Annotated in this window: 14 protein-coding genes; 8 read left to right on the forward strand and 6 right to left on the reverse strand. The window is 64.1% G+C overall.

Going from position 1 to position 16,535, the window contains the following annotated elements:
* Positions 1-21 precede the first annotated feature (21 nt).
* A complete protein-coding gene (locus FBZ93_RS13390; protein WP_146986404.1) occupies positions 22-690 on the reverse strand; it encodes an MBL fold metallo-hydrolase in 669 nt (222 codons plus the stop codon).
* Between the two features lie 175 nt (positions 691-865).
* Between FBZ93_RS13390 and FBZ93_RS13395 the strand changes: the two genes are divergently transcribed.
* Together FBZ93_RS13395 and FBZ93_RS13400 are read left to right on the forward strand one after the other, a co-directional pair.
* Positions 866-1,678, forward strand: a complete 813-nt coding sequence (locus FBZ93_RS13395) for an RMD1 family protein (protein ID WP_146986405.1) — start codon at positions 866-868, stop codon at positions 1,676-1,678.
* A gap of 94 nt (positions 1,679-1,772) precedes the next feature.
* Positions 1,773-3,380: an alpha-amylase family glycosyl hydrolase gene (locus tag FBZ93_RS13400; RefSeq protein ID WP_146986406.1), complete on the forward strand. Its 1,608-nt coding sequence runs from the start codon at positions 1,773-1,775 to the stop codon at positions 3,378-3,380.
* Here FBZ93_RS13400 and FBZ93_RS13405 read toward each other — a convergent pair.
* Together FBZ93_RS13405 and FBZ93_RS13410 are read right to left on the reverse strand one after the other, a co-directional pair.
* A complete protein-coding gene (locus FBZ93_RS13405; protein ID WP_146986407.1) occupies positions 3,377-5,068 on the reverse strand; it encodes an alpha-amylase family protein in 1,692 nt (563 codons plus the stop codon). The genes FBZ93_RS13400 and FBZ93_RS13405 overlap by 4 nt on opposite strands.
* 120 nt (positions 5,069-5,188) lie before the next feature.
* The gene (locus tag FBZ93_RS13410) at positions 5,189-6,307 is read right to left on the reverse strand and encodes a vWA domain-containing protein (RefSeq protein WP_146986408.1); all 1,119 of its coding nucleotides are present in this window, start codon (positions 6,305-6,307) and stop codon (positions 5,189-5,191) included.
* Positions 6,308-6,455: 148 nt separating this feature from the next.
* Between FBZ93_RS13410 and FBZ93_RS13415 the strand changes: the two genes are divergently transcribed.
* Entirely contained in the window at positions 6,456-6,938 is a 483-nt protein-coding gene (locus FBZ93_RS13415) for an MmcB family DNA repair protein (RefSeq protein WP_146986409.1), read from the forward strand.
* 169 nt (positions 6,939-7,107) lie between these two features.
* Here FBZ93_RS13415 and FBZ93_RS13420 read toward each other — a convergent pair whose 3' ends face one another.
* A complete protein-coding gene (locus tag FBZ93_RS13420; protein WP_016845514.1) occupies positions 7,108-7,662 on the reverse strand; it encodes an ActR/PrrA/RegA family redox response regulator transcription factor in 555 nt (184 codons plus the stop codon).
* Between the two features lie 135 nt (positions 7,663-7,797).
* Positions 7,798-9,117 carry an ActS/PrrB/RegB family redox-sensitive histidine kinase gene (locus tag FBZ93_RS13425; protein WP_146986410.1) on the reverse strand — a complete coding sequence of 440 codons (1,320 nt, stop codon included), beginning with the start codon at positions 9,115-9,117 and terminating at the stop codon, positions 7,798-7,800.
* A gap of 106 nt (positions 9,118-9,223) precedes the next feature.
* On the opposite strand from FBZ93_RS13425, the gene FBZ93_RS13430 reads away from it, so the two are divergent.
* The 4 genes from FBZ93_RS13430 (at position 9,224) to FBZ93_RS13445 (ending at position 13,347) form a co-directional block, all read left to right on the forward strand.
* Positions 9,224-10,030 (forward strand): ABC transporter ATP-binding protein, encoded by an 807-nt coding sequence (locus tag FBZ93_RS13430; RefSeq protein WP_146986411.1) that lies wholly within the window; start codon positions 9,224-9,226, stop codon positions 10,028-10,030.
* A complete protein-coding gene (locus tag FBZ93_RS13435) occupies positions 10,027-10,851 on the forward strand; it encodes an ABC transporter permease (RefSeq protein WP_146986412.1) in 825 nt (274 codons plus the stop codon). Before FBZ93_RS13430 ends, FBZ93_RS13435 begins: the two co-directional genes overlap by 4 nt.
* Before the next feature lie 129 nt (positions 10,852-10,980).
* Positions 10,981-12,309: a polyhydroxyalkanoate depolymerase gene (locus FBZ93_RS13440; protein WP_146986413.1), complete on the forward strand. Its 1,329-nt coding sequence runs from the start codon at positions 10,981-10,983 to the stop codon at positions 12,307-12,309.
* A gap of 198 nt (positions 12,310-12,507) precedes the next feature.
* Complete coding sequence (locus FBZ93_RS13445; protein WP_146986414.1) at positions 12,508-13,347, forward strand: M48 family metallopeptidase; 840 nt, start codon at positions 12,508-12,510, stop codon at positions 13,345-13,347.
* A 175-nt stretch (positions 13,348-13,522) separates the two neighbouring features.
* Here FBZ93_RS13445 and FBZ93_RS13450 read toward each other — a convergent pair whose 3' ends face one another.
* The gene (locus FBZ93_RS13450; protein ID WP_146986415.1) at positions 13,523-15,796 is read right to left on the reverse strand and encodes a transglycosylase domain-containing protein; all 2,274 of its coding nucleotides are present in this window, start codon (positions 15,794-15,796) and stop codon (positions 13,523-13,525) included.
* A gap of 138 nt (positions 15,797-15,934) precedes the next feature.
* On the opposite strand from FBZ93_RS13450, the gene FBZ93_RS13455 reads away from it, so the two are divergent.
* A complete protein-coding gene (locus tag FBZ93_RS13455; RefSeq protein WP_146986416.1) occupies positions 15,935-16,360 on the forward strand; it encodes a DUF1330 domain-containing protein in 426 nt (141 codons plus the stop codon).
* Positions 16,361-16,535 lie beyond the last annotated feature (175 nt).

A 16,535-nucleotide genomic window follows, 5' to 3' on the forward strand; every position in this document is an offset into this window, starting at 1 on the left:
AGATCACGCGCAAACGAGGAGCTACATCTCGCCGGTCAGGAACGGGTTCGTCATCCGCTCCTGGCCGATGCTCGATCCCGCGCCATGGCCGCAGATGAAGCCGACATCGTCGCCGAGCGGCAGCAGCTTCTGCTTGATCGACTGGATCAACGTCGAATGGCTGCCGCCGGGCAGGTCGGTGCGTCCGACCGAGCCGGCGAACAAGACGTCGCCGACATGGGCGAAGCGCAGCTCCTTGTTGAAGAGCACCACGCTGCCCGGCGAATGGCCGGGGCAGTGCAGGATGTCGAAGGTGAGGTCGCCGATCGAGACCTGATCGCCTTCATCGAGCCAGCGGTCGGGCCCGAAATTGCGCACCCCGGTCATGCCGAAGCGTTCGCCGCTCGAGACGACGTTGTCGAGCAGATATTTGTCCGCGATGTGCGGGCCCTCGATCTTGACCTGCAATGCGTCGCGCAATTCGGCGGCGCCGCCGACATGGTCGATATGACCATGGGTCAGCCAGATCTTCTCGACCGTCACGCCGGTCTGCTTGATCGCGGCCTGAATCTTCGGCACGTCGCCGCCGGGGTCGATCACCACGGCCTTCTTGGTGGGCTCGTGCCATATGATGGTGCAGTTCTGTTCGAACAGCGTCACCGGCACGATGATCGCGCCGGCCTTCGGTTTGGTGTCGGTTGTCTCGTTCATGGGGGCACCATAGGCTACCGGGCAATGCCGTCAACACGCACGGGAAATGCGCCTGCCCCGGCGTGTGATCCCAAAACGGACCGTGATAAGGTCACCTCCAGCACAACAAGTTCGTGAGCCGACTGGTAGGCGGTTGCTCTCGATCACGCGTCAAGTCCTCGCAGTCCGGAACTTCATGACCCAGGCTCCCAACTCACCGCTCGGCGGACCCCGGACCACCGCTCGCGCCTTCTTCGTCGCGGACCGCATCAACACGTCCGGCCTCGAGCGCGGCGACGTGCTGGCCACGACGCCGCTGGCGTTTCGCGTCAATGACAATGGTGTCGCGGTCCTGTTCCGCTACGGCGTCGTGGTTCTGATCGGGCTCAATGCGCTGGAGGAGGATGAATTCCTGCGCAGCCTGCAGTCGCGCATGACCGGTTTGTTCTCCCGACGAGAAGAGGAGATCGCGATCATCGAGCTCGCCGCGGAGAGGGAAGACCAGATTCCGCCGGGCGGTCCGATCTACCTGCAAAGCCTGTCGCCGGAACGGCTGATCCTGGTCGGCGAGGCGCTGGCGAAAAGCGTGGTGCTGGCGCGGCATGAGCGCGAGGTAAGAGCCGTCTTCGATACGACCGAGCCGCTTGCACGCGAGCTCGCCAAGGGCGGCCGGGTCAACGGCGGCCGCGTTGCGATCCTCAAGCACATCGGCAACGCGCTGTTGGTGCGGCATCGCGTGGCCGGACCGGTCGAGGTGTCGGAGAAGCCCGACATTCTCTGGGACAAGCCGCAGCTCGAGCGGCTCTATGCCAGGCTCGAGGACGAGTATGAGTTGAAGGAGCGCGCGGAATCGCTGAACCGCAAGCTCGCGGTCGTCGCCGAGACATCGCAGGTGCTGACCGATATCATCGACACCAGCCGCTCGCTGCGGCTCGAGCTGATCATCGTCTTCCTGATCCTGTTCGAGGTGCTGATCACCATCTATCAGCTGGCGATGGCCCGCCACTGACGCGCTGCAGCGCCATTATTCTGTCCCGAATTGTGCGTCATCCCTGAACTCGGACAACCCCGGGGACACGGGGCGACGAGCGAGGGGGAATGGGATGGATCAGGACGAGCGGGACTGGTGGCGGCGCGGCATCTTCTATCAGGTCTATCCGCGCTCGTTCGGGGATAGCGACGGCGACGGCGTCGGCGATCTCCGGGGGATCATCGCGCGGCTGCCTTATCTGACGCGGCTTGGCGTCGACGCGGTCTGGCTGTCGCCGATCTTCACCTCGCCGATGGCCGATTTCGGCTACGACATCTCCGATTACACCGGCATCGACCCGCTGTTCGGCACGATGGAGGATTTCGACGCGCTGGTCGCGGCCGCGCACGATTCCGGCCTCAAGCTGATCCTCGATCTGGTGCCGAACCATACATCCGACCAGCATCCCTGGTTCATCGAGGCGAAGAGCTCGCGCGATAATCCGAAGCGCGACTGGTACATCTGGCGCGATGGAGCGCCGGATGGCGGTCCGCCCAACAACTGGCTGTCGGAATTCGGCGGCAGCGCCTGGGCCTATGACGAAGCTTCCGGCCAATACTATTATCACGCCTTCCTTGCGCAGCAGCCCGATCTGAACTGGCGCAATCGCGAGGTCAGGGACGCGATCTACGAGGTGATGCGCGTCTGGCTGCGCAAGGGCGTCGACGGCTTTCGTGTCGACGTGATCTGGCACCTGATCAAGGATGCCGAATTCCGCGACAATCCGCCCAACCCGCACTACCGCGAGGGCCGGCCGCCGCACGAGAAGGTGCTGACGCAATATTCGACCGACCAGCTCGAAGTCCATGCTGTGATCACCGAGATGCGCCGCGTTACCGAGGAGTTCGACAACCGCGTGCTGATCGGCGAGATCTATCTGCCGCTGCACCGGCTGGTCGCCTATTACGGCAACGATCTGCGCGGCGCGCAGATGCCGTTCAATTTCGCGCTGCTGTCGACCTTGTGGAGCGCGCGCTCGGTCGAGCAGATCATCGCCGATTACGAAAAGGCGTTGCCGCCTGGGGCGTGGCCGAACTGGGTGCTCGGCAATCACGACCGGCCGCGGGTCGCGAGCCGGGTGGGGCCGGCGCAGGCGCCGGTAGCTGCGATGCTGCTACTGACGCTGCGCGGCACGCCGACGCTCTATTACGGCGACGAGATCGGCATGCACCAGGTTGCGATCGCGCCTAGCCAGGTGCGCGATCCCTTCGAGAAGAACGTGCCTGGTCTCGGCGTCGGCCGCGACGGCTGCCGCACGCCGATGCAATGGAGCGCCGAGCGCCATGCCGGCTTCTCGACGGTCACACCGTGGCTGCCGCTCGCGCAGGATTTCGCAAGCGACAACGTCGCAAGCCTCGAGGCGGAGGAGACCTCGATCCTCAACCTCTACAAGGCGCTGATCGCGCTGCGGCGCAAGCTGCCGCAACTCGTCCGTGGCAGCTATGAGCCGGTGGCGGCGCATGGCGATGTGCTGCTGTTCCGGCGCCGCGCCGCCGAAGGTGTTGCCGTGATCGCGCTGAATTTCGGCGCGGCACCCGCATCGGTCTCGTCCAGCGCGATCGGCTTCAGCAACGAGGTTCTGCTGTCGACCTTCATGGATCGGCAGGGCGAGAAGGTCGAAGGCGTCCTCGACCTGCGCGCCAATGAAGGCGTGATCCTGGGGCCGCATCAGGATGACTAGCGGGACGTGCGGGGCGCCTTGGTGTCGATATCGCTGCGCTTGAGCAGGTAGTCGAGCCCACCGACCCGGTACCAGCGATAGCCATAGGCCTCGATCAGGAGTTTGTGACGGCCGGCATCGTCGGCGCGGCTGTGATCCTCGGTCAGGAGGTTGACGAGGAGATTGCCAGCGTCGTCGGGCAATCCGACGTCGAACGATATCTCGAGCGGCTTTTCCGCGAAATTGTGCACGAACAGCACCGAGTTGTTGCGCCAGTCGTAACGAATGATCAGGACGGCGGGATTTCGGGTTGCGATAATCTTGAAGTCGCCCCAGCCGACCTCGGGGACTTCCTTGCGCATACGGATGATGCGCTCGGTCCAGTTCAGCATCGAGTTGGGATCGCGCCGCTGCTTGGCGGCATTGACGTGCTGATAGCCGTAGGGGCCGTCGTCGATCACGGGCACGCATGGCCGGTCGCTTTCGGTAAAGCCGCCGTGTGGCTCGGTCGACCATTGCATCGGCGTGCGCGCGCAGGTGCGTTCGGGCAGGTCGAGATTGTCGCCCATGCCGAGTTCATCGCCGTAGCGGATGACCGGTGTGCCGGGAAGCGTACACATCACGCTATAGGCGAGCTCCAGACGCCGGCGGTCGCCGCCCAGCATCGGCGCAAGGCGCCGCCGGATGCCGCGGTCGTAGAGCTGCATGCGCTTGTCCGGACCGAATGCCTTGAACACCGTCTCGCGCTGCGCCTTGGTGAGGCGGCCGAGGTCGAGCTCGTCGTGATTTCGCAGGAACAGGCCCCATTGGGCGGTCGCGGGCCGCGGCTTCGTCGCCATCAAGGCTTTCGCCAACGGCTTCGAATCGGCTGATGCCAGCGCGTAGAATAAATGCTGGTTGACGTGGAAGTTGAACATCATGTGCATGCGGTCGCCGTCGCGCCCGAAATACTCCATGTCGGTCTCGGGCAGCACGTTGGCTTCCGCGAGGATGATCGCGTTGCCCTGGCGCCATTGCAGGAATTCGCGAAACGATCGCAGCATGTCGTATTGCTCGACCGGCTTACGCACTGAAGCGCCCTTGGTCGCGATCACGAAGGGCACCGCATCCATGCGGAATCCCGAGACGCCGAGCTGGGCCCAGAACCCCATGATCTTGAGGATTTCGGCCTGCACGTGCGGGTTCGACGTGTTGAGATCCGGCTGGAAATCGTAGAAGCGATGGAAGTACCAGGCGCCCGCCTGCTTGTCGCGGGTCCAGGTCGACGTCTGAACGCCGGGAAACACCATGCCCTTGTTGGCGTTGGCGGGCTTCTTGTCCGACCAGACATACCAGTCGCGATGCGGCGAGTCCTTTGAGCTGCGCGCCGATCGAAACCAGGCATGTTGATCGGAGGTGTGATTGACGACGAGATCGATGATCACGCGGATGCCGCGTTGCTGGCAACCATGGGCAAATTCGACGAAATCGCCCAGCGTCCCGTAGCGCGGATCGACGCCGTAATAGTCCGAAATGTCGTAGCCGCCGTCCCTGTCTGGCGAAGGCTGAAACGGCATCAGCCAGATCGTGGTGATGCCGAGCCCGTTCAGGTAATCCAGACGCCGCAGCAGGCCGCTAAAATCGCCGATGCCGTCGCCATTGGCATCCATGTAGGTGCCAACGGACAGGCAGTAGATCACGCCATTCTTGTACCAGAGGTCGTCGATCACCAGGCCATCCTCTCCGGTCCGCACATGGCAGCGGCCGGGAGATAAGTGGCGAGGCTGCGATGGGTTCCTGCTGCGAGCGCCGTCCTGCGAGGTCGCAGGACGGCAAGTCGCGCCGATTGGTTACCGCTTGATCTGCGCCTTCAACGTGTCCTCGACCACGCGATCGAACGACGACGCCTTCGGCGCGCTCTTGCGGTGCTCGGCGACATATTTGTCGCGCTTGGCGACCAGTGCGGCGAGCTTCTCGTTCAGCGCCTTGCGCTGGGTGATCTGCTTGTCGATCTCGGCGCTGCGTGCCTCGGGTTTCATGGCACGGAGGTTGTCGGGCAGGTCTTCCTCCTTGACCTTGGCGATCTCGTTGCGGCCGGCCGCGACGTCGGCGACCAGGTCGCCGTCGCCGGTGACCGCCTCCGACGTCACCTTGGCGCGCTTGTTGATGAAGCTTGCCATCTCCGATGCGCGGGCCGGCGAGGCCGCGGCGACGCTCGCGAGCTGCTGGGTCTTGGATTCCGTGCGCTTCTGCAGCGCGCGCGGCCCGTAGGGGATCACGGTGCCGTTGATCTCGCGCTGCAGGATGATGATGTCCTCGTCGAACGGCGTCTCGATGGTGACGATCTGGCCGCCGTCCTGCGGGATCGGGATGAACTCGCCGTTGCCGTTCTGCGCGATATCGCGCCACACCCGCTCGGTATCCTGTGCGTTGCCGGCGAGCACGGCGTTGACGATGATGTCGCGCTGCTTGGCAACCGCGAGCGTCACCGGGTATTTGATGTCCTGCGCATAGTCCATGTGCGGCGGCGCGTCGCCGACCAGGAACACGATGCGCGTGCCGTCGCGTCCCTGCGTCCACTGCATCTTGTTGACGGCGACGTCGAGCGCCTCGTTGACGCTCTCCGGCCAGTCGCCGCCGCCGCGCGCCTTCAATTCCAGCAGATTGGCGTAGAGGTCCTGGATATCGCGGGTCAGCTCGACCTTCCTGGTCACATACTCATCGCCGATGTCGCGATAGGCGATCAGGCCCATCCTGATGTCGGCGTCGGGATTGGAATCGACGATCGCGGTCGCGATCGACCAGATCTTGCGCTTGGCGCCCTCGATCAATCCGCCCATCGAACCCGTGGTGTCGAGCACGAAGGCGACCTCGACCACGGGCTTGGCGATGGCCGAGGACAATCCCGCTGTTAGCGGCAGGGTTGCGAGAGCGAAGACGAACGAGCGAAGTGTGATGCGTGACCGCATGGGTCTCTCCTGCAGTGGTTTCGTCCCTCGGAACACAGGTTCCATCGGTTTCGCGGTGGCTTGAGGCCGGAATCAAGGCGCCTTCCTCGCGAATTTGCGGCCGATTCCGGCGCTGCCGTCGCGCGATGGAATCGGTTACTCTGACGAGATGGAGTCACCCGCCCGCCAGATCGCGCTCGTGCCTGCGCTCGACCGACGTCAGTCGGAGACCGCGCTTGCGATCGCACGCGGCACCGCGCGGCTCCTGCGATCGCTGGGATTTTCCTGCATCAGCGAGTTGCCGCTGCCGTCCGGCCGCAGGGCCGATCTGGTGGCGCTGAATGAGCGCGGCGAGATCTGGATCGTCGAGATCAAGTCATCGCTCGAGGATCTGCGCGCCGACCAGAAATGGCAGGACTACCGGATGCATTGCGACCGGCTGTTCTTCGCCTTCACGCAGGACCTGCCGTGCGAGATCTTCCCGGTCGACACCGGCCTGATCATCGCCGACGCCTATGGCGCGCATCTGCACTGCGAGGCACCGGAGCATCGCCTGCCGGCGGCCACGCGCAAGGCGATGACGGTGCGCTTTGCGATGGCGGCGGCACAGCGGATCAACCGGCTGGTCGATCCGCAGGGGCACGAGTTTTAGCAGCGCGATTCCGTAGGATGGGTAGAGCGAAGCGAAACCCATCAGCTTCGAAGCGCAAGGAGAGATGATGGGTATCGCTTCGCTCCACCCATCCTACGAAGCAAGCCACGCCACAAAAGCCAATGGCCGGGACTGAGCCCGGCCATCGCAAGACAATATGTAACTTCGCCTAGCGCGGGGCGCGCTTGGCGAGGATGCGCTGCAGGGTGCGGCGGTGCATGTTGAGGCGGCGCGCGGTCTCGGAGACGTTGCGGTTGCACATCTCGTAGATGCGCTGGATGTGCTCCCAGCGCACGCGGTCCGCTGACATCGGATTGGCCGGCAGCTCGGACTTCTCGGTGCCGGTCGCCAGCAGCGCGGCGACGACGTCGTCGGCGTCGGCGGGCTTCGACAGATAGTCGACGGCGCCCATCTTCACCGCGGTCACGGCGGTGGCGATGTTGCCGTAGCCGGTGAGCACGATCGCGCGCGCCTCGGGGCGCTTGCGCTTCAACGCCGAGACGACGTCGAGACCGTTGCCGTCGCCGAGGCGGAGGTCGACGACTGCGAAAGCGGGCGCGGCGCGGCCGATCTCGGCGAGACCATCAGACACCGTGTCGCATGACTTCACTGCGAACCCGCGCGTCTCCATCGCGCGCGACAGGCGTTCCAGGAACGGCTTGTCGTCCTCGACAATGAGGAGCGAGCGGTCGGCATGGTCATTCAGTTCAGTGATGGCGTTCACGTTCCATTTTTCCCTGTGGCAGACACCTATAATATGGGGACCTAGTGCGGCGCTGCCAAGGCAGCCGAAAGTCGCGTGCCATCCTGGAAACAGTGCTGCATCCGGTATGCCAGACGTTGCGATTAAGAACCGTTCTTAAGCTTCGGCCTCGTCACCGGGCGCGGATTCCTCAAAGCGCTCGCGCGGCCAGACGATCTGCACCACGGCGCCGTGATCGGGGAATGGCCGATTGGTAAACGACACCTTGGCTCCGGTGCGTTCCAGCAGCGTCCGTGCGATGAAAACACCCAAGCCCAAGCCGCCACGCGCATTTTGGGCCTCGTCTGCGCCCCGGCGGCGCGACAGATACGGCTCGCCGATCCGCTTCAGCATATCAGGCGCGATGCCCGGGCCATCGTCGGAAACGACGATCTCGATGGTTTCAGCGTTCCACCATGCATTCACCTCGACGGTCTGGTGCGCGAAATCGACCGCATTTTCGAGAATATTTCCGACACCATAAAGGATCGCGGGATTGCGCGCGGCGACCGGTTCGCGCGTTGCTGCGACAGCAAGCCGCACCTTGATGTTGATGCCGAAATCGCGATGCGGCGCCACCGCCTCTTCGATCAGGGTCGACAGCTTCATGGTGTCGAACGGCGCGCCGCTTGATGACAATTGCGCAATCTTGCTCAGGATGTCGCGGCAACGCTGCGCCTGCTCGCGCACGGTCTTGAGGTCGCCGGCGATGGCCGGGTCGTGCACCGTCTTCTCGAGCTCGCGCGAGATCAGGAAGATCGTCGACAGCGGCGTACCGAGTTCGTGCGCGGCGGCGGCGGCGAGACCGTCGAGCTGGGTCAGATGCTGTTCGCGCGTCAGCACGAGTTCGGTCGCGGCAAGCGCATCGGAGAGCTGGCGGGCCTCCTCGGTCACCTGGAACGCATAGAGGCTGGTGACGCCGATCGCGAGCAGGATCGAGAGCCAGACGCCGATCAGATAGATCGGCGGCAACACCAGGGGATCGTCGCCATCCCAGGGCAGCGGCAGATGATAGAAGAACAGCGCCGAGGCGCAGGCGACCGCAAGGCAGCCGAGCGCGATCGTCAGCCGGATCGGCAGCACCGTGGCCGAAATCAGCACCGGCGCCAGGAACAGAAACGAGAACGGGTTCTGCAAGCCGCCGGTGAAGTACAAGAGCCCGCCGAGCTCGACGATGTTGAAGGCGAGCAAGGTCGCGGCATAGGCCGGCTCCAGCCGCTGCATCGGGTTGAAGGCGATCTGCAGCGCCAGATTGAGCAGCGCCGAGAACGTCACAATGATGACGCACGGCACGATCGGAACGTCGAATTCCAATCCCTGGGCGACGACGAAGATTGCGACGAGCTGGCCGAGTGCGGCGAGCCAGCGCAGCCGCAGGATCGTATCGAGGCGGACATAGCGGCGAGGTTGGCGGAAATCGGAAGCGACGTCGGTCATGTCAGGGACTTTAGCTTTGCCGTGGGCGGCGCACAAATTCGCGACTTAGCGCAAGGATGCAGACCAAGCCTTGCGCTTATTGTCGCAATGGCTCAATGACGACCATATGCAACAGCGCGGGACAGGTCAGGCGCAAGCGCCCAATCAGCCGCCGGTGGCCGATCAGGACGGATCGGCCGCGATCGAGGTCGTGGACCTGGTCAAGCTCTACAAGACCACCCACGCGGTTGACGACATCTCCTTCCGTATCGCGCGCGGCAGCATCACCGGCCTGCTCGGCGGCAACGGCGCCGGCAAGACCACGACGATCGCGATGATCATGGGGCTGGTGCTGCCGACCTCGGGCCGCGTCAGCGTGCTGGGCGCGAAAATCCCCGAGCAGCGCTATGACGTGCTCGGCCGAATGAATTTCGAGAGCCCCTATGTCGACATGCCGATGCGGCTCACGGTGCGGCAGAACCTGACCATTTTCGGCCGCCTCTATGCCGTGAAGCAGCTGCGCGAGCGGATCGACCAGCTCGCCACCGATCTCGATCTCAAGGAATTTTTGGACCGCTCCAACGGCAAGCTCTCGGCCGGGCAGAAGACCCGCGTCGCACTGGCGAAGGCGCTGATCAACGAGCCGGACCTGCTGCTGCTCGACGAGCCGACCGCCTCGCTCGACCCGGATACCGCCGACTGGGTGCGGCAGCATCTCGAGACCTATCGCAAGACCCATAACGCGACCATCCTGCTGGCGTCGCACAACATGCTGGAGGTCGAGCGGCTCTGCGACCGCGTCATCATCATGAAGCGCGGCAAGATTCAGGACGACGACAGCCCGGAACGGATCATGGCGCGCTACAACCGCGACACGCTGGAAGAGGTGTTTCTCGACGTGGCGCGCGGCCGCCTGCGGGAGGGCACATCATGAGCGAGATCGCCAGCCATCACGCGCACGGCATTTCACTGCAACGCATCAATGCGATGGTGCTGCGCTATTGGTATCTCCTGATGTCGTCATGGCCGCGGCTCCTCGAGCTGATCTACTGGCCGGCCTTGCAGATCATCACCTGGGGCTTCTTGCAGAACTACATCTCGCAGGCATCCGGCTTTTTCGCCAGAGCGGGCGGCACGCTGATCGGCGCCGTGATCCTGTGGGACATCCTGTTCCGCGGCCAGCTCGGCTTCTCGATCTCGTTCCTGGAAGAGATGTGGGCGCGCAATCTCGGCAATCTGATGATGAGCCCGCTGAAGCCGATCGAATTCCTGCTCTCGCTGATGATCATGAGCCTGATCCGGCTCGCCATCGGCGTGATCCCGATGACGCTGCTGGCGCTGTTCTTTTTCGGCTTCAATTTCTACGCCATCGGGCTGCCGCTGATCGCGTTCTTCTGCAATCTGATCTTCACAAGCTGGTCGGTCGGGGTGTTCGCCTCGGGCCTCGTGCTGCGCAACGGGTTAGGGGCCGAGAGCATCGTCTGGACATTGATGTTCGCGGTGATGCCGCTCGCCTGCATCTACTATCCGGTCGAGGTGCTGCCGGCCTGGCTGCAGATTGTCGCCTGGACGTTGCCGCCGACCTACGTGTTCGAAGGCATGCGGTCGCTGCTGATCGATCACGTCTTCCGCCCCGACCTGATGGCGTGGGCGCTGGCCATCAACGCCATCCTCTTTGCTGCCTCTTTTGCGATCTTCCTTGCCCTTTTGCAGAGCGCCAAGCGCAACGGGTCGCTGCTCAACAGTGGTGAATAAATGTCACTTTCGCGTGGATTCTCGGGGTTTTAACCCGATATCGACCCCATATTGGGCTCGCGGCGCATTGACGCATTGTTACGCATTCGTCAGAGTGTTGCAGCGCAAAAGGGGGTCTGAAGAAATACTATGCCCATTGGTGAATTTGGCGGTGCACCGCCCCTGGCGGCGGGAGGCAGCCCGGCACTCACGACGCCGCTGTACTGGATGTACGAAATGGCGCAGGCGTCGCTCAATCCGGCGCGCGCGGTGACCGACGCCACCAAGATCCTGTTTGAGAACCCGCTCAATCCGTGGACCCACACCCAGTTCGGCAAGTCGGTCGCGGCGGCCTGCGAATTGTTCGAGCGCACCACCCGCCGCTACGGCAAACCGGATTGGAACCTGCCGACGACCGAGGTCAACGGCATCCGCACGGCGGTCGAGGTTCGTACGGTCTGGGAAAAGCCGTTCTGCCGCCTGCTGCATTTCGATCGCAAGCTGACGCGCCCGCTGCGCTCGCCGCAGCCGCGCGTGCTGATCGTGGCGCCGATGTCCGGCCACTATGCGACGCTGCTGCGCGGCACGGTCGAGGCGTTCCTGCCGACGCACGAGGTCTACATCACCGACTGGGCCGACGCGCGCATGGTGCCGCTCGCGGCCGGCCGGTTCGATCTGGACGATTATGTCGATTACCTGATCGAGATGCTGCATGCGCTCGGCGGCAACATGCATGTGATCGCGGTGTGCCAGCCCTCGGTGCCGGTTGTTGCGGCCGTCTCCGTGATGGAAGCGAACCACGACCCGTTCGTGCCGCTGTCGATGACGCTGATGGGCGGCCCGATCGACACCAGGCGCAATCCGACCGCGGTCAACAACCTCGCCGAAGAGCGCGGCATCGAGTGGTTCCGCAACAATGTCATCACCAAGGTGCCGTTCCCGCATCCGGGCGTGATGCGCGATGTCTATCCGGGCTTCCTGCAGCTCAACGGCTTCATCAGCATGAACCTCGATCGGCACATGGACGCGCACAAGGCGCTGTTCGCCAATCTGGTGAAGGGTGACGGCGATCTCGTCGACAAGCACCGTGAGTTCTATGACGAATATCTCGCGGTGATGGACCTCACCGCCGAGTATTACCTGCAGACCGTCGATCTCGTCTTCGTCAAGCACGCGCTGCCGAAGGGCGAGATGACCCATCGCGGCAAGCCGGTCGATCCGTCGAAGATCCGCCGCGTCGCGCTGATGACGGTGGAAGGCGAGAAGGACGATATCTCCGGTCTCGGTCAAACCGAGGCGACGCACGCGCTCTGCACCGCGATTCCGAACCATCGCCGTGTCCACTACGTGCAGAAGGGCGTCGGGCACTATGGCGTGTTCAACGGGTCGCGTTTCCGCTCCGAAATCGTGCCGCGGATCTCCGATTTCATGGTTTCGGCGGCCAATACGCGGCTTTCCTTGGTCGCCGCAGCCGAATAGGTATCACCCCGGCCGCGATTATCGCGTCCGAGTAAGTCACTGATTTAACTAAAAGAATCTCAAATCAGCCGAGGCTCAAGTGATGAATTTAATTTCATCTCTTGGGCCTTTTTCGCGACTCCGATTCATCGCAAAAATTCCGGTTCCGACCCCTGCCGGTAGAGGTCAATTAACGGCCGACCCCTGTATATTGGGCAAATGATTTGTTTTTGCGCCGAGCGCTTTCCCTGGCGGCGGATATGGCAAAGTTCGGGCGAACTCCTGCTCCCCGGACTCTCAGAAATGGCTACTCGCGCGCTCCTCTATCGGCGGCCTGCCGAACCCGCGACCGTATTGGTCAGACACGGCTCCCAGTTTTTCACTGTCAGGTTGCGCCGGCACCGGCGCGCACGCCGCTATACGCTCAGGATTCATCCGACCGACCGTGAAGCGATCCTGACCATGCCGCCGCGCGGCACGATCATCGAAGCCAAGGAGTTCGCCAATATCCATGGCGGCTGGATCGCCGCCCGCCTTGGCCGTTTGCCGAAGGCCGCGCCGTTCCAGCCCGGCACCGTGGTGCCGTTGCGCGGTGTGCCGCATCGGCTGGTACATCGCTCGGGCGAGCGCGGCACGGTGTGGACCGAAACGCGCGACAGCGGCGAGAAGATCCTTTGCGTCGCCGGCGGCGTCGAGCACATGGATCGACGCGTGCATGACTTCCTCAAGCGCGAGGCGCGCAAGGATCTGCAAAAGGCGGCTTCACTGCACGCCGCGGAACTCGGCGTGCGGGTGCGGCGGATCTCGATCCGCGACCAGTCCAGCCGCTGGGGCTCGTGCACCTCGGCGGGGTCGCTGTCGTTCTCGTGGCGGCTGATCCTGGCGCCGCCCTTCGTGCTCGATTATCTCGCCGCGCATGAGGTCGCGCATCTCGTCGAGATGAACCATTCGGCGCGGTTCTGGCGGGTGGTCGACAAGGTCTGCGCCTCGGTCACGCGTGCCAAGACCTGGCTCGATACCCACGGCAACGACCTGCACCGCTACGGGATCCAGGAGTAGGCGGCTCTTCGCGTCAAATCTGTGCTGTCATCGCCCGCGAAAGCGGGCGATCCAGTATCCCAGAGACGCCTGTGGCAGCTCCGTAGGATGGGTAGAGCGAAGCGAAACCCATCAATTAATGTCCGCGGCACGAAGTTGATGGGTTTCGCTGCGCTCTACCCATCCTACGCATCGCCTACCGAAACAACCGATCCGCCAGCCAGCCATCCAGTCCCGCCGCAGCCTCCGGCCGCGCATTCGGGTTGGGTGGTGGCGCCGATGCGCGAGCCGGCGTCGGCGGGGGCTGGCGGTAATAGCCGCCGCCGGATGGCACCGGCGCGGGTGGCGGCGCCTGCATCGGCGGTTGAATCTGCATCGGGGCCGCCGGCGCGGATGGCGCTGATATCTGCGACGAGATCTGCATCAGGTTCGCCGGCGCCCAGCTCCCTTGCGAGTTCGGGATCGCCGCGACCGGCACGCCTTGGTGCGCGGCCTTCATAAAACGGGTCCACACTTCCACCGGCAATCCGCCGCCGGTCGCCTTCTTGGTCGGCGAGTTGTCGTCATTGCCGAGCCAGACGCCGGTGACGAGCTTGGCGGTGTAGCCGATGAACCAGGCATCGCGGTAATCCTGGCTGGTGCCGGTCTTGCCGGCGGCGGTCCAGCCGGGGATCTCGGCCTTGCGCGCGGTGCCCGAGATCAGCGTCTCGCGCATCATGCTGTTCATCATCGCGTCATAGCGCGGCTCGATCACCTGGTTGGGGGGATCGACGGGGCGGTCATAGAGCAGCTTGCCCGAGCTGGTCTTGATCCTGGTCACCACATGCGGCGACACGGCGTAGCCGCCATTGGCGAACGGCGCATAGGCGCCGACCAGTTCAAGCACGGACACTTCCGAGGTGCCGAGCGCGATCGAGACGTTGGGCTCGAGCTTGGAGGAGATGCCGAGCCGGTGCGCGGTGCGAACGACGTTCCTGGCGCCGACCTCGACGCCGAGCCGCACCGCGACCGTGTTCAGCGACATCGCCAGCGCCTGGGTCAGGGTCACCGAGCCGAAATATTCGTGGGTGTAGTTCTCCGGCTTCCAGCCCTTGATGTCGAGCGGGGCGTCGGTGCGGATCGTGTCCGGCGTCAGCCCTGCCTCGACCGCGGTGAGATAGACGAACGGCTTGAACGACGAGCCTGGCTGCCGCTTCGCGGTGACCGCGCGATTATACTGGCTCTCGGAATAGTTCCGGCCGCCGACCATGGCGCGCACCGCGCCATCGGGCGTCATCGCCACCAGCGCGCCCTGGCTGACGTTGAACTTCACGCTCTTGGCGGCGAGTTCGTCGATCACGGCAGCTTCTGCGACGGCCTGCAGCTTCGGATCGATCGTGGTCTGCACGATGATGTCCTGGTCGATCTGGCCGACCAGATCGTCGAGCACTTCGCCGATCCAGTCGGCGACATAGTTCACGGTGCCGGCGCCGGCCGGTTTCACCGCAATCGAGGGCTGGCCGATCGAAGCTTTCGCCTGCGCCTCGGTGATGAACTTGGCGTCGGCCATCGCCGCGAGCACGACCTGGGCGCGCTGTTCCGCGCCTTCGGGATTGCGGTTCGGCGCCAGCCGCGACGGCGACTTGACGAGACCGGCGAGCATCGCAGCTTCCGGCAGGGTCACATTCTTCGCCGACTTGCCGAAATAGCGTTGCGCGGCGGCCTCGACGCCATAGGCGCCGGAGCCGAAATAGACGCGGTTGAGGTAGAGCTCGAGAATCTCGTTCTTGGAATGCTTGCGCTCCAGCCACAGTGCGAGCTCGGCCTCCTGCAGCTTGCGCTGCATGGTGCGCTCCTGGGTCAGGAACAGGTTCTTGGCGAGCTGCTGCGTCAAGGTCGAGCCGCCCTGCGACACACCCCGATGCAGCACGTTGGTGACGGCCGCGCGCAAAATGCCGACCGGGTCGACACCGAAATGCGAATAGAAGCGGCGGTCCTCGATCGCGATGAACGCTTTCGGCAGATAGGGCGGCAGATCCTTCAACGCGATGTTAGCGCCGGCCATCTCGCCGCGCTGCGCCAGCACTGAGCCGTCGATGCCGACGATCTGGATCGTCGGCGGACGCTTGGGAATCTCCAGCGACTGGATCGGCGGCAGATGCGCGCCGACCCACACCACGACACCGATCACCGCAATGCCGGCCCACAGGCCGAGCACGGCGGTCCAGTAGAACAGCCGGCCGATGCCGAAGCCGCGCGACTTGCTGCGCCGCTTGCTGCCGCTGCGCGACGGGCGCGGTCTCTCGCTACCGGAATCGCTGCTCTTGTCGGCGTTCCTTTCGCTGGTCTTGGGTTTCGATTTGGCGGGCTTTTCGTCGTCGCCGCCGCCGGGAATGCGATCGGAGGGCGACAGTCTGAGGTCGGCAAGCGCGGCCGGAAGCCCGAACAGCGGCTCCTTGCGTCCACCGCCTTTTTTACGTCCCCACGCCATCCGCAACGCTCACCCTTACAGGGGCGCACGCTAGCGTTCCTGGTTTAAGGGGCGGTTACGCAAAGCTTAACGGGGGATTAGGAGGTGAGGCAGCGCGTTGCTATATGACGCTGGAACAAGAAGCAGGGAGCACCGCATATGGGCCATATCGATCCGACCAAGGACGTGTTCGCGCAGTTCCGGGACGACAATCGGCCGGGCCCGATCCACATGCTCAATCTGGTGCGCTTGCGCGAATCGGCAGCCTATCCCGACGGCCGCAAGGCCACGGGCGCGGAAGCCTATGCCGCTTACGGCCGCGAGAGCGGCCCCGTGTTCGAGCGGCTCGGCGGCCGCATCGTCTGGCAGGGCCGCTTCGAGCTGATGCTGATCGGTCCGCAAGAGGAACGCTGGGACCACTGCTTCATCGCCGAATATCCAAGCGTCGCCGCCTTCGTCGAGATGATCCGCGATCCCGTCTATCGCGAGGCGGTCAAGCACCGTCAGGCCGCGGTGGAGGATTCACGCCTGATCCGCCATGCGGTGCTGCCGGTCGGGAAGAATTTCGGCGAGATTCCGAAGTAAGCGTCCAACGCCGCGCGCATTCACTATCCCCGTCACTCTGAGGAGCGCGAAGCGCGTCTCAAAGGGTGCGCGGCCCCGCTGGTGGCCGTCGACCCTTCGAGACGGCCGCGTTGCGGCCTCCTCAGGGTGACGGAGTGCACCGCTCTATCCCCGTCATTGCGAGGAGCGATAGCGA

Origin of the sequence: Bradyrhizobium macuxiense (assembly GCF_007993935.1) — a bacterium.
Taxonomy (GTDB): domain Bacteria; phylum Pseudomonadota; class Alphaproteobacteria; order Rhizobiales; family Xanthobacteraceae; genus Bradyrhizobium; species Bradyrhizobium macuxiense_A.

Excerpts from the sequence above, each read along its gene's own strand:
- FBZ93_RS13390 (WP_146986404.1), bottom strand. The coding sequence starts at position 690 with ATGAACGAGACAACCGACACCAAACCGAAGGCCGGCGCGATCATCGTG.
- FBZ93_RS13395 (WP_146986405.1), top strand. The coding sequence starts at position 866 with ATGACCCAGGCTCCCAACTCACCGCTCGGCGGACCCCGGACCACCGCT.
- FBZ93_RS13400 (WP_146986406.1), top strand. The coding sequence starts at position 1,773 with ATGGATCAGGACGAGCGGGACTGGTGGCGGCGCGGCATCTTCTATCAG.
- FBZ93_RS13410 (WP_146986408.1), bottom strand. The coding sequence starts at position 6,307 with ATGCGGTCACGCATCACACTTCGCTCGTTCGTCTTCGCTCTCGCAACC.
- FBZ93_RS13415 (WP_146986409.1), top strand. The coding sequence starts at position 6,456 with ATGGAGTCACCCGCCCGCCAGATCGCGCTCGTGCCTGCGCTCGACCGA.
- FBZ93_RS13425 (WP_146986410.1), bottom strand. The coding sequence starts at position 9,117 with ATGACCGACGTCGCTTCCGATTTCCGCCAACCTCGCCGCTATGTCCGC.
- FBZ93_RS13430 (WP_146986411.1), top strand. The coding sequence starts at position 9,224 with ATGCAACAGCGCGGGACAGGTCAGGCGCAAGCGCCCAATCAGCCGCCG.
- FBZ93_RS13435 (WP_146986412.1), top strand. The coding sequence starts at position 10,027 with ATGAGCGAGATCGCCAGCCATCACGCGCACGGCATTTCACTGCAACGC.
- FBZ93_RS13440 (WP_146986413.1), top strand. The coding sequence starts at position 10,981 with ATGCCCATTGGTGAATTTGGCGGTGCACCGCCCCTGGCGGCGGGAGGC.
- FBZ93_RS13445 (WP_146986414.1), top strand. The coding sequence starts at position 12,508 with ATGATTTGTTTTTGCGCCGAGCGCTTTCCCTGGCGGCGGATATGGCAA.
- FBZ93_RS13450 (WP_146986415.1), bottom strand. The coding sequence starts at position 15,796 with ATGGCGTGGGGACGTAAAAAAGGCGGTGGACGCAAGGAGCCGCTGTTC.
- FBZ93_RS13455 (WP_146986416.1), top strand. The coding sequence starts at position 15,935 with ATGGGCCATATCGATCCGACCAAGGACGTGTTCGCGCAGTTCCGGGAC.